11 protein-coding genes are annotated in these 11,346 nt (G+C 70.7%); 6 read left to right on the top strand and 5 right to left on the bottom strand.

Going from position 1 to position 11,346, the window contains the following annotated elements:
* Nucleotides 1-80: 80 nt before the first annotated feature.
* Entirely contained in the window at nt 81-1,193 is a 1,113-nt protein-coding gene (locus AB0A97_RS23260; RefSeq protein WP_361153054.1) for an NAD(P)/FAD-dependent oxidoreductase, read from the bottom strand.
* Between the two features lie 88 nt (nt 1,194-1,281).
* Nucleotides 1,282-2,175, bottom strand: coding sequence for an NADP-dependent oxidoreductase (locus AB0A97_RS23255; protein WP_361153051.1), 894 nt, complete (start codon nt 2,173-2,175; stop codon nt 1,282-1,284).
* A 69-nt stretch (nt 2,176-2,244) separates the two neighbouring features.
* On the opposite strand from AB0A97_RS23255, the gene AB0A97_RS23250 reads away from it, so the two are divergent.
* From AB0A97_RS23250 to AB0A97_RS23240, 3 genes are all read left to right on the top strand, one after another.
* Nucleotides 2,245-2,823 carry a helix-turn-helix domain-containing protein gene (locus AB0A97_RS23250; protein WP_361153048.1) on the top strand — a complete coding sequence of 193 codons (579 nt, stop codon included), beginning with the start codon at nt 2,245-2,247 and terminating at the stop codon, nt 2,821-2,823.
* Between the two features lie 122 nt (nt 2,824-2,945).
* Nucleotides 2,946-3,380 carry a hypothetical protein gene (locus AB0A97_RS23245; protein ID WP_361153045.1) on the top strand — a complete coding sequence of 145 codons (435 nt, stop codon included), beginning with the start codon at nt 2,946-2,948 and terminating at the stop codon, nt 3,378-3,380.
* Nucleotides 3,381-3,414: 34 nt separating this feature from the next.
* Nucleotides 3,415-4,542 carry a MerR family transcriptional regulator gene (locus AB0A97_RS23240; protein WP_361153043.1) on the top strand — a complete coding sequence of 376 codons (1,128 nt, stop codon included), beginning with the start codon at nt 3,415-3,417 and terminating at the stop codon, nt 4,540-4,542.
* Between the two features lie 756 nt (nt 4,543-5,298).
* Here AB0A97_RS23240 and AB0A97_RS23235 read toward each other — a convergent pair.
* Nucleotides 5,299-5,730 carry a MerR family transcriptional regulator gene (locus AB0A97_RS23235; RefSeq protein WP_361153041.1) on the bottom strand — a complete coding sequence of 144 codons (432 nt, stop codon included), beginning with the start codon at nt 5,728-5,730 and terminating at the stop codon, nt 5,299-5,301.
* A gap of 165 nt (nt 5,731-5,895) precedes the next feature.
* On the opposite strand from AB0A97_RS23235, the gene AB0A97_RS23230 reads away from it, so the two are divergent.
* The 3 genes from AB0A97_RS23230 to AB0A97_RS23220 all read left to right on the top strand — a co-directional run bounded on the left by AB0A97_RS23230 (nt 5,896) and on the right by AB0A97_RS23220 (nt 9,906).
* Nucleotides 5,896-7,368 carry a serine hydrolase domain-containing protein gene (locus tag AB0A97_RS23230; protein ID WP_361153039.1) on the top strand — a complete coding sequence of 491 codons (1,473 nt, stop codon included), beginning with the start codon at nt 5,896-5,898 and terminating at the stop codon, nt 7,366-7,368.
* A 113-nt stretch (nt 7,369-7,481) separates the two neighbouring features.
* Complete coding sequence (locus AB0A97_RS23225) at nt 7,482-8,636, top strand: aminotransferase class V-fold PLP-dependent enzyme (protein WP_361153036.1); 1,155 nt, start codon at nt 7,482-7,484, stop codon at nt 8,634-8,636.
* Nucleotides 8,637-9,141: 505 nt separating this feature from the next.
* The gene (locus tag AB0A97_RS23220) at nt 9,142-9,906 is read left to right on the top strand and encodes a TetR/AcrR family transcriptional regulator (RefSeq protein ID WP_361153033.1); all 765 of its coding nucleotides are present in this window, start codon (nt 9,142-9,144) and stop codon (nt 9,904-9,906) included.
* 266 nt (nt 9,907-10,172) lie between these two features.
* On the opposite strand, the gene AB0A97_RS23215 is transcribed toward AB0A97_RS23220, so the two are convergent.
* Together AB0A97_RS23215 and AB0A97_RS23210 are read right to left on the bottom strand one after the other, a co-directional pair.
* A complete protein-coding gene (locus AB0A97_RS23215; protein ID WP_361153031.1) occupies nt 10,173-10,625 on the bottom strand; it encodes a GNAT family N-acetyltransferase in 453 nt (150 codons plus the stop codon).
* 24 nt (nt 10,626-10,649) lie between these two features.
* Nucleotides 10,650-11,129, bottom strand: a complete 480-nt coding sequence (locus AB0A97_RS23210; RefSeq protein ID WP_361153389.1) for a MarR family transcriptional regulator — start codon at nt 11,127-11,129, stop codon at nt 10,650-10,652.
* Nucleotides 11,130-11,346: the final 217 nt, after the last annotated feature.

Below are 11,346 nucleotides of genomic sequence, written 5' to 3'. Positions count from 1 at the left end.
CGGTGTAGCGGCCTGCGGGCGGAGAACCGCAGATGAGGGGTGTCACCCGTTCGGGTGGCACCCCTGTGCTTTTCCCCTGCCTACCTGGTGAAGAAGCTGATGAACTCCTGGGGTGTGGGGTTGTGGGTGACCTCGGAGGCCGCGGCGGCCGTGGCGCTGCGGGGGAACAGGGCCTGCTCGTATGTGGTGAGGGCGGTCTCGATGGCGTCGGGGTGCGCGGCCAGGGCCGTGCCGAGTTCGGCGGCGTCCTGCATGGCCAGGTTGGCGCCCTCGCCGTCAGGGGGGCTGAGGTGGGCGGCGTCCCCGAGCAAGGTCACTCCCGGTATCCGGTCCCAGCGGTGCCCGACCGGCAGGGCGTGGAGGGGGCGCAGGACCGGTGCGGTGTCGATGCCGGTGATCAGGGCGGTGAGTTCCGGTGCCCAGCCGTCGTACTCCTGCGCGATCCGTGCGGCGGCCGCTGCGGTATCGGTGAAGTCGACGGTGGCGAACCAGTCCTGGGGCTTGGCCAGTGTGATGTAGGTGCGCAGGGTGTCGTCCTTCTCCCGGTGTGCCACGAGCCATTTCCCGCGCTCGTCCGGGTCGACCGCCGCGAGCGTCCCGCCGCCGACCGCTTTCGCGGTGGCCGGGTGCCGGGTGTCGGCGTCGTGCAGACAGGTTTCGACGAAGGACCGGCCGACGTATTCGGGGGAGGCGTCGGAGAGCAGCGGCCGGACGCGTGACCAGGCGCCGTCCGCGCCGACCAGGAGGTCCGTGGTGACGGTGGAGCCGTCGGCGAAGGCCACCTCGTGACGCCCCTCACCGAGGGCGCGCACGCCGGCGGTCTTGTGGCCCCACATGACGGTGCCGGTGGGGAGCGCGTCGAGCAGGATCTGCCGCAAGTCGCCGCGCTGTACCTCGGGGCTCGTGCCGGTGCCGTCGTCGGCCTTGCTGAAGAGGACGGTCCCGTTCCGGTCGAGGAGCCGTGTCGCTTGGCGGCCCTCCAGAACGATGCCGCGAAACTCGTCCGTCAAGGCGGCTGCTTCGAGCGCGGGTTGGCCGCTGTGGGCGTGGATGTCGAGCAGCCCGCCCTGTGAACGCGCCGTCGGCGATGGCTCCGCCTCGTAGACCACGGCCGGGATGCCGTGTACGTGCAGGACGCGGGCCAGCACCAGGCCGCCGAGGCCGGCGCCGATGATCGTGACAGGAGTGTGCATGGGACTCCTTGCGTGTCGTACACCTGCCGGGCGGGCCCGGCAGGGTTCCTGAGAGGGAAGCGGATCGCCCGGCCGCGCGGGAAGCGGGTCAGACGACGATGACCCGGCGCCCGCGGGTGTGACCGGCCTGGCTGTCGCTGTGCGCCGCCGCGGCCTCGGCGAGCGTGTACGTCTTCTCGACCGGGATGTGGAGCTTGCCCCGCGCGATGAGGGCGGCGGCCTCGGCGAGCGCGTCCGGCACGCTTCCGGCCACGCCGGAGAAGCGGACGCCGAACTCCGGCGCGCCGAGGTCGGCGATGGAGATGACCTTCTGCGGGTCCCCGGTCAGTTCGACGAGTTCGCGGATCACGCCCGAACCGGCCAGGTCGAGGGCCGCGTCGACGCGGCCGAGCTGCCGCACCCGCTCGGTCCAGCCCTCGCCGTACGTGGTGGCGGTGGCGCCCAGGCTGCGCAGATAGTCCTGGTTCGCGGCCCCGGCCGTGCCGATCACGGTGATGCCGCGGTCGCGGGCGATCTGCAGCACTGCCGAACCGACGCCCCCGGACGCACCGCTGACCAGCAGCGTCTGCCCGGGCCGCACCCCGACCTGGCGGATGATGCGCAGCGCGGTCTCCATCACGGAGGGGTACCCGGCCGCCTCTTCGAACGTCAGGTGCTCGGGCATACGGGCCCAGGCCGACAGCACGGCGAACTCGGCGTAGGTGCTCGTGCCCTCGCCGAAGACGTGGTCGCCGGCCTGGACCCCTTCGACGCCCTCACCGACCTCGTCCACCACTCCGGAGGCGTCCAGCCCGACCCCCGCGGGCAGCTCGATCGGATTGGCCTTCTGGAACTGGCCCTCGCGGATCCGCCAGTCGACGGGGTTCACGCCCGCCGCCCGCACGGCGATACGTATCTGCCCGGGGCCCGCGTGGGACTCCTCGGCGTCGATGAGGTGCAGGACGTCCGGGCCGCCGAATTCGGTGAAGCTCACTTTCTTCATGTCGGGACCGTAGCACTAACAGTTAGCGTTCCGGAACAGTTACAGTCTCGTACCTGATAGCATCAGGGCATGACGGAGCCGTCCGGACGCCGTGAGCGCAAGAAAGCAGCGACGCGCCAGAAGATCGCCGACGCCGCCCTGCGGCTCTTCCTGGAACGCGGGTACGACGAGGTGGGCATCCGTGACGTGGCCGCGGAGGCGGACGTGGCCGTCACCACGCTCTTCTCCCACTTCGCCTCGAAAGAGGCCCTGGTGTTCGAGCAGGACGAAGACTTCGAGCAACGCCTCGTCCAGGCGGTCACCGGCCGGGCGCCCCACGAGCCGCTCATCCCCGCGCTGCGCCGCGAGATCCAGGCCCTGGTGCGGCACTGCACGGCGGAGGCCGCCGCCCCGATCTGGCACATGATCGACGCATCGCCCGCCCTGCGGAAGTACGAGGAGTCGATGCGGCTGCGCCATGCGGAGTCGCTGGCGGCGATCATCGCCGCCGACCCCGGCCTGCCGCAGACCACGACGGCCGCCCGGACGATCGCGCGGTTCGTGATCGACGCCTATTCGCTCGCCCGTGAGGAGGCCGAACCGGAGGCCGCGGTGGACGAGATCTTCCGGATGATCGAGGCGGCCTGGGAGGTCGCCCGCTCCGCGTGACGGGCGTACGGAACTGTTCGTCCCGCCACGCAGGCCGGCTGACGCGGGCTGTCGGGCGTCCGCTGCGTTGAGCAACTCGCATTACGCCCGCGTTGTCAGTGGTGGCTGTGATGCTGCGCCACATGATTCCTCTGACGCTCACTGACATCACGCAGGCGGTCCGATCGAGCTGGGCTGCTGACACCTGTTCGGCCGACGATCTCGCCCGTAGTCCCTGGACCACTGAAAACCCGGCCTGGGGCCACTGCGACATCACGGCTCTCGTCGTGCACGACTTCTTCGGTGGTGAGCTCCTGGTCGGGGAGGTCCACCTAGACGGGGAACAGCACGGTTACCACTGGTGGAACCGGCTTTCCAGCGACATCGAGATCGACCTCACGCACGAGCAGTTCAAGCGTGGTCAGGTGGTGTCCGGCAGCCGGGCCGTTCAGCGGCCTGTGGGTCGGCCACCGCGCCGCGGTGACGAGTACGAGTTGCTGCGCGACCGGGTCTGGCGGACGCTCGGCCGAACGCCCGCACAGGTGAACGGGAGCGCGGCGCCGACGAACCGGCTTTGACCTTCAGGTTGCTTGAAGTCCCACAATCGCGGTCATGGACGAGAGCGATGAACTGCTGGGCATCGGAGCGTTCGGCCGGCGGGTGGGCCTGGCTCCGAGCGCGTTGCGCTTCTACGACGACTGTGGCGTCCTGCGTCCCCTCAAGGTCGACCCGGCGAGCGGCTACCGGTTCTACGGGGCCGAGCAGGAGGGCCGTGCTGTGCTGCTCCGCAGGTTGCGGGAGGCAGGGCTGCCGCTGCTGGATGCCAGGGCCGTACTGGACGGGGGCGAGGCGGAAGCCCGTACGGCCCTGCACATGCATCTGGAGCGGACGCGACGGACGGCGGATGCCGCGCGGGCGTTGATCGAGGAGATGCTGCGAGGGAGCCCGGCGGAGGCTCCGCAGCCGCCGCGGGGATGGGCCGGTGTCGGTGGTGCGGAGCTGGCCAGCGCGGTACGGCAGGTGGGGCCCGCGGTCGCGGACGCCGATACGCGTGCGAAGCACCCGGTGCTCGGCTGTGTGCTGCTCGAACTCGACGACGGCGAGGTGCGGGTGGTGGCCACCGACCGGTACCGGTTGGCGGTCCGGACCCTGCGGGCGACGACGGGTGGCGCTCCGTGCCGGCTACTGATCGAGGCCGGGGAATTGGCGGAGACGGCGGCGTGGGCACTGCGACAGCAGCACATCGACATCAAGGTCGACGGTGATGAAGGGCGCCTGATCGGGGAGGGCGGGGTGAGCCGCGCCTTCGTGGGGGATGCGGGGGAGTTTCCCGATTATCGGGTGGTGCTGGACGGAACAGGAGCCGTCCGACATCGGATCATCGCGGACCGGACGGCGCTCCGTGAGGCTTTTGCCGAGCGGGAGAAGGGCGCTGTGATCACCGTCCGGGCGGGAGCTCAGGAGGTGCTTGTCAGCGGAGGCGGGGACGGGAATGAGGGCGAGGGAGGAGATGGGGGACGGGCGGCGGTCGAGGTGAGTGCGGCCTGTTCGGGTCCGCCGTTGCGTATCGCCTTCGATCCGGCGGTGCTCGTTCCTGCTCTGGAGTCGGGTGTGGGGCCCGATGTGCTGCTGGAGGTTGCTTCCGAGGGCGAGCCGGTGGTTGTGCGCTCCGCTGACCAAGGCAGTTTCACCACCTTGGTCATGCCGGTGCAGGCGCTTGTTTCACGTGAAACGGACTGAAGGGGAGCCGAACGATGGATGCGGGCAATCACGTGGTGCGGCTGTGCGTGCGAGGCATGGAAGCCGAGGCGCGGGGCGAGGACGGCGCAGCGCGCCGGCTATTCCTGGAGGCGTGGGAGGCCGCGAGTGACGATTACGAAGCATGTATTGCCGCTCATTACGTGGCGCGGCACCAAGAGACGCCGGAGGAAACGCTCCGGTGGAACCAGGAGTGCTTGGACCGGGCGGACCGGGTGAGCGACAAACGCGTCAGCGGGTTCTACGCGTCCCTCTACGCGAACATGGCGCGTGCTCACCGGGAGCTGGGTGAGACCGCTGTGGCGCACGAGTACTTTCAGCGCGCCGCGGAGCGGGTGGGGGATGCGCCGGGTGGGGATTACGGGATGTGGAACCGCCTCGCCATCGCTGAGGGGCTGCGAGGGACGGCTGCCGGGTGGGGGGTGGCTGAAGCGGCGGGAGCCCGGAAGGCTGAGGGGGCTGAGGGGGCTGAGGGTTCTGTGAGTGTTGCGGGCGCTACGGGGGCATCGCTGGCGGGCTTGCCGGCCCGGCTCTGTGAGCAGCAGGACCTCAGGACGCTGGGGATGATTCTGCCCGCGTACCTGAGCGATCTCGGCTCCGAGCAGGATCGTGACCGGCTTCGGTCGGTGCTGCACATGGTCCATGCGGCGCGATGGCTCATGGCGGAGGAACAGCGGGCCTCTCGGGGAGACCATCGCGTTGTTGGGCGAGGAGGCCGACGCATCGGTGGGGGTGGAGTCAGCTGTCGGGGTGGGTGAGCTCGCACAGTGGGGGGTGGGGTCCGCCGGGCTGTGAGGTCGAGCCGGCCAGCTCGACCATGGCCTCCTCGGCACGGACCAGTTGGCCGCCCACCTGCTCACGTACGTCCTGGAGTTGGGCGATGCAGGCATCCAGTTCGGCCAGCTTGCGCCGGTAGACCTGGAGCGAGGCGGGGCAGGCGTCGCCTGCTGGGTGGCCGGCGCGCAGGCATTCCACGAAGGGCCGGGTCTCTTCCAGCTCGAAGCCGAAGCGTTGCAGCATCTGGATCTGTCGCAGCAGCCGTAGATCTGCTTCGTCGTAGGTGCGGTGACCGTTGGCCGTGCGCTCGGCGGGGAGCAGCCCGCGCGCTTCGTAGTACCGCAGGGTGCGTGTGGTGGTGCCGGCTCGCTCGGCCAGTTCTCCGATCCGCATGTCTCCCCCGTCCGGGCCCGGCAGGTGCTGTTCCGGGCGCGTGACGACCGTAGCTGTTGACGTCGGCGTCACGTCCAGGGGCTCGGACGGGTTTGACGGTGCGGGTGATGGGATGGGTGCTCCATCCTTGTCCGGACCGTGGTTGTTGAACTGCCGAGGAGTGCCATGAGCGCGGAACCGTCCGATGTGCGCGAGGAATTGGGTCCGGAGGGGGAGCTGAACGGTACGGGAGAGAGCGAGGCGGGGCAGTTCGGGGCCTTGTTGCCGGAGACGAGGCGGGCGCTGTTGCGGCGGCTGGCGGTCGGCCAGGCCGAAGGACGTGCACCGTCGCTGACGGGTGCCGTGATACGGGACGGGAAGGTGGCATGGACCGCGTCTCGTAGTGGCAGTGGCAGTGGCAGTGGCGGCGGCGCAGCCGGTGGTGTGGAGGTGCAGTACCGGATCGGTTCGATCACCAAGACGTTCGTCGCGGTCCTGGTGCTGCGGCTGCGCGACGAAGGGTTGCTCACACTGGACGATCCGCTCGGCAAGCATGTGCCGGGCAGCGCCGCTCCGGAGGTGACGGTCGCCCAGCTCCTCTCGCACAGCTCAGGACTGGCGGCCGAGGCTCGTGGCCCCTGGTGGGAGCGGACGCCCGGCTCCCTGAGGCAGGAGTCCGGAGACCTCTTCGAGGGAGATCCGCGCCGTCTGCCCGCCGGACGGCGGTTCCACTACTCCAACCCGGGATACGCCCTGCTGGGCTCCCTGGTCGAGCGCCTGCGCGGTGGGCAGCCCTGGGATGAGGTACTGCGCCGGGAGGTGTTGGAGCCGCTGGGCATGATCCGTACGACGCTCCGGCCGCAGGTTCCGTATGCCGACGGATGGGCGGTGCATCCCTGGGCGGACGTGTTGCTGCCGGAGCCCGCCCAGGACACCGGTCTGATGAGCCCGGCCGGACAGCTCTGGTCCACGGTCGAGGACCTGGGGCGCTGGGCGGCGTTCCTGGTTCGCGGTGACGACCGGGTGCTCAGCGCCGCCACCCTGGCCGAGATGCGGGCTCCGTCCGTACCGCCGGAGGGCACGGCGTGGGACGGCGGCTTCGGGCTCGGTTTCCAGCTCGTGCGGTGGAACGGACGCCTGCTGTTCGGCCACACCGGATCCATGCCCGGCTTTCTGGCGTCCCTGTGGATCGACGTTGCCGAGGACGTTGCCGGTGTCGTGCTGGCGAACTGCACGTCGGGGCCGGCCGTCAGCGCCGTCGCCGCCGACCTGGCCGGGATCGTCGCGGATCGCGAACCGCGTATCCCCGAGCCGTGGAGCCCGTTGGCCGGGCCGTTGGACGAGGAACTGCTGGCCCTCACAGGGCCGTGGTACTGGGGGGCGCACCCGTACGTACTGCGGTTGGGGGCTGCACGGGCGCTGGAGATTTCGCTGTTGTCGGGCCCTGGAGGCCGTGCTTCGCGGTTCCGTGCGGAGGCGGACGGTACCTGGACCGGGCTGGACGGTTACTTCGCCGGTGAGAGGCTGCGCGTCGTCCGTAGCGAGGACGGCTCGGTCAGCCACCTGGACGTGGGCACCTTCGTCTTCACCCGGGGCCCGTACGAGCCCGCGGGGCCGGTGCCGGGTGGAGTCGACGCGAAGGGCTGGCGCGGCCGCTGACGGTGGCGGGGCGGGACGCGAGCCCGTACGGCAGGGGTGAACGCGCCGGACGTACAGTCGAGCCACATATCAGGAGCCGCCGCACCGCGGCCCGCTACCGATGGAAGGCCACCGTGACTGACGCGACCGCCGTGAACACGACCTCCGACGCCCCGGATCTGCTCGATCTGCCGCCGCTCACCGCCGGACACTTCGCGCGGATCGAGGACAAGGTCGCGGCGCTGATGCGTACCCGGGCCGACGTCGTGGCCATGCAGGGCGAGGCGCTGCTGCCGCTGGAGGCGTGCATCCGTTCCGCCGTGGGCCCCGGCGACACGGCTCTCAACATCGTGACCGGGCCGTACGGTGAGACCTTCGGCGGCTGGCTGCGGTCCTGTGGCGCCGAGGTCGTCACGATCAGCGCCCCGTTCACGGGAGCCGTGCGCCCGGAGCAGGTGGCGGAGGCGCTGCGTGAGCACCCCGCCATCGACTTCGTGAGCCTGGTGCACGCCGAGGCGGCGACCGGTAACACCAACCCGGTCGCCGAGATCGGTGCCGTCGTGCGGGAGCACGGCGCGCTGTTCATGCTCGACGCCGTGGCCTCGGTGGGAGCCGAACCGCTGCGCACCGACGAGTGGGGTGTCGACCTGTGCGTGATCGGCGGGCAGAAGGCACTGGGAGGGCCGGCCGGCGTTTCGGCTGTGTCGGTGAGCCCGCGGGCCTGGGAGCGCATCGCAGCCAACGAACAGGCTCCCCGCCGCTCCTACCTCTCGCTGCTGGACTGGAAGGAGCGGTGGATCGACGGCGGACGTGCCGCGCTGCCGCACGCTCCGGCACAGCTGGAGATGCTCGCTCTGGAGCAGGCCGTGAACCGGGTCGACGCGGAGGGCCTGGACGCTGTCATCACCCGGCACCGGGCGGCTGCGGCGGCGGTACGGGCGGGCGTGCGTGCACTCGGTGCCCTGACCTCGTACGTGCTGCGGGACGAGGACGCGGCCCCGGCGGCCACGACTCTGCGCGTCCCCGCGGACATGGACGCCCGCGACATCGTCTCCGCCGCGTTGGACGCCGCCGACGGCACGGTCGTGGTGCCCGTCCAGGCTGCGGCAGGGGCGCTGGCCAAGGAGATGATCCGGGTGAACCACTACGGGCAGGCGGCAGAGCGGGGCGTGGTGCTGGCGTCCCTTGCGGCGTTGGCGGCGGGCCTGCGGGGACTCGGCGTCACGGTGGACGGTGACGGGGCGGCCGCTGCGGCGGGTGCGGCATGGGATGAGGTCATCGCGGGCTGAGGCTCCGAGTGCTCACCGCGCAGCGCCTTTGACGCGCGGTACCTGGGGTGTCGTTTCACGTGAAACGACACCCCATTTTTTGTCGGGCGGTAGCTGTTTCACGTGAAAACGGGAGCGCTGGGCGAGAGCGATCCTCTCCTCTCCAACAGCCGCCCAGGCGCGTTGAGTTGGGTGCCGTCGAGTGGCCGTGTGTCGGCTGCGTATGGCGTATCCGTGACGGTCGGTGCGGCCGTGGTGAGCCAGTTCCATTTGGCCGTACTCCAGTGGCGGGGTGATGGAGCCGCAATAAGGCTGGATGTTGAAGCCCCGTGCGCTCCCGCTCCCTCGACGGCGGCACGTCACAGGGCCGGGGCCGCCGCGTCGCCCTGCGCGCTCATCGCTCCGTCCGCCGTGACGGCGCGGCTGTTGGTGATCTTGATTTCGGGCCCCTTTAGAATCGGAACGAAAGACCCGGTTGAGTGTGAAGAACACTCGGCCTGGCTGTCGACGGTTCTGAGGAGGGTGGATGGCGACGAGTGGGACGTCCGCACCGGCGCGGGCGGACGCGCGTCGCAACAGGGCGCTGGTGTTGCAGGCGGCCCGAACTGCTTTCGAAGAGCAGGGGTTGGGCGTACCGCTGGGTGAGATCGCGCGGCGCGCCGGTGTCGGTGCCGGTACCGTCTACCGGCATTTCCCGTCCAAGGGCGCCCTGTTCAGGGCCGCAGTCGCCGACCGGGTGCAGCTCTTCACCGACACCGCACGGGACTTGGCGGACGCTGCGGACCCCGTTGCTGTCTTTTTTCGGTTCCTCGCGTCTGTGGTTCGGCTGGCGTCCCGCAACAAAGCGCTGTGCGACGCGCTGGAAGCGGCCGGCGAGGGTGGTTACCAGCCCTCCCCGCAGGTCGAGCGGGACTTCGCCGGGGCTCTGGGTGTCTTGCTCGCACGGGCCCAAGAGGCGGGCGGTGTAAGGAAGGACATCGGCCTCGACGATGTCCTGGCGCTGCTGGTCGGGTGTCTCTCGATGGAGCGGCGACGGGTCTCGTCGGGGGCGCCGCAGGGGCGGATGACGACGTTGATGTGCGACGGGCTGCGGGTCGGTGGAGGCGTGACGAAACTCCCTCGCCAACTGCGGGACCGTAACGAAACTCGGTGCGAGGTGTGTGCAGCCCCTGTTTCGCCCGCGCGTACGGGGCGGCCGGCACGGTTCTGTGGTGGAGCCTGTCGGCAGAAGGCGCATCGGGCCAGGTCGCGGACGGCTCGTACCCGTGACGAGGGTGGGAGCGGCGGCTAAGGAGACGCGGGGAGAAGAGGCATGTGGGGTGAAGGGGGTGCGGGACCGGCGCGGGGGCGCTGCGCGGAATGTGTTACGGCTGAAGGCCGGGTGGCCAAGGTGCCCCGGGCGACCCGGCTGGTCCGGGCGCCCCAGGGCATCCCGGCGTACCGGACGCCCCGAGGCGCCCGGGACGGCGGTAACGCGGGCACCCCGAGGCGGGCCGAGCCGGCGGGAACGCGAGGCGGCGGTCGGGGGAGAACGCGTCGACGCAGGCTGGCGCGAGATCAGAGGTGGAGCTTGAAGCCCAGGTGGGACGCCTCGAAGCCGAGGTGTTCGTAGAAGCGGTGGGCGTCGACGCGTGTCGCGTCGGAGGTGAGCTGGACCAGCCGGCAGCCGAGGGCGCGGGACTCGGAGACCGCCCACTCGATCAGCCGGGTGCCCAGTCCGCTGCCCCGCTCGTCCGCGTGGACGCGTACCGCCTCGATGGTCGAACGGCTGCTGCCGCGTCGTGAAAGCCCGGGTATCACCGTGAGTTGGAGTGTCCCCACCGGGCGGTCGCCGCGTACGGCGACGACCAGGTGCTGGTGGGGATCGGCGGCCAACAGCTTGTACGCCGCGCGGTACGGGGCCAGGTCGTCCGGGCTTTCGCGGGTGGCGCCCAGTGCGTCGTCGGCCAGCATGGCGACGATGGCCGGAATGTCGTCCTCGGTCGCTGGGCGGATCTCGATGTCGCTCATGAGCGGGACCCTACGCACCCCTGCTCAGGCAGGAGTTGCGAGGGTTTCGACCGCGGTCACCAGAGGGGCCAGTTCGGGGCGTTTTGCGGCGTCCTGGAGTGCTTCGCGCAGCGCCGCGTCGTGCGTCGGACGGGCCTCTTCGAGCAGTTGACGCCCTTCGTCGGTGACGTTGGTGTAGATGCCGCGCCGGTCGTCGGGGCACAGGTACCGGGAGAGCAGGTGGCGCTCTTCGAGGCGGGTGACCAGGCGAGTGGTGGCGCTCTGGCTGAGTACGACCGAGTCCGCGACCTGGTGCATCCGCAGGTGGCCGCCCGGGCCGTCGTGCTGCTCGCTGAGCACGTTCAGTACGGAGAACTCCCGGACGCTCAGGTCGTGCCGAGCCTGCAACGCGCGCTCGATGTGCGACTCGATACGGCCGTGCAGGGCGGAGAGGGCGCACCAGCCCTGGGCGAGGGCGGGGGCGGAGCCGGAACCGGCCGGGCAGCCCCGACCGGACGCGGCCACGCCTGCGGCTGCGTCCGCGGCCGGTGGCGCGGACGCGGTCGAGGGGGTGTTCGTGATCGCGGCCGGGTCGGTGGGCGTTTTCGGTGACGCGTCCGTGCGCTCGTCCACCCCAGGTTCCTGGCGGCCGTGCTGCTCGTCCTGTCCCGTCCGCCGCGGGTCCTGCCGCGGCGCCCGCCGGGTCTGCTGCGTCATCGAGGGACCTCCTTACAGGTCGTAC

The organism is Streptomyces sp. NPDC045470, from assembly GCF_040646595.1.
In the GTDB taxonomy this organism is placed as follows: Bacteria; Actinomycetota; Actinomycetes; order Streptomycetales; family Streptomycetaceae; genus Streptomyces.
This window is presented reverse-complemented; position numbering and strand designations above follow the sequence as displayed.

What these genes read in the sequence shown, in the direction of transcription:
- AB0A97_RS23240 (WP_361153043.1), top strand. Translation starts at nt 3,415, where the DNA reads ATGGACGAGAGCGATGAACTGCTGGGCATCGGAGCGTTCGGCCGGCGG.
- AB0A97_RS23215 (WP_361153031.1), bottom strand. Translation starts at nt 10,625, where the DNA reads ATGAGCGACATCGAGATCCGCCCAGCGACCGAGGACGACATTCCGGCC.
- AB0A97_RS23255 (WP_361153051.1), bottom strand. Translation starts at nt 2,175, where the DNA reads ATGAAGAAAGTGAGCTTCACCGAATTCGGCGGCCCGGACGTCCTGCAC.
- AB0A97_RS23230 (WP_361153039.1), top strand. Translation starts at nt 5,896, where the DNA reads ATGAGCGCGGAACCGTCCGATGTGCGCGAGGAATTGGGTCCGGAGGGG.
- AB0A97_RS23220 (WP_361153033.1), top strand. Translation starts at nt 9,142, where the DNA reads ATGGCGACGAGTGGGACGTCCGCACCGGCGCGGGCGGACGCGCGTCGC.
- AB0A97_RS23235 (WP_361153041.1), bottom strand. Translation starts at nt 5,730, where the DNA reads ATGCGGATCGGAGAACTGGCCGAGCGAGCCGGCACCACCACACGCACC.
- AB0A97_RS23250 (WP_361153048.1), top strand. Translation starts at nt 2,245, where the DNA reads ATGACGGAGCCGTCCGGACGCCGTGAGCGCAAGAAAGCAGCGACGCGC.
- AB0A97_RS23260 (WP_361153054.1), bottom strand. Translation starts at nt 1,193, where the DNA reads ATGCACACTCCTGTCACGATCATCGGCGCCGGCCTCGGCGGCCTGGTG.
- AB0A97_RS23245 (WP_361153045.1), top strand. Translation starts at nt 2,946, where the DNA reads ATGATTCCTCTGACGCTCACTGACATCACGCAGGCGGTCCGATCGAGC.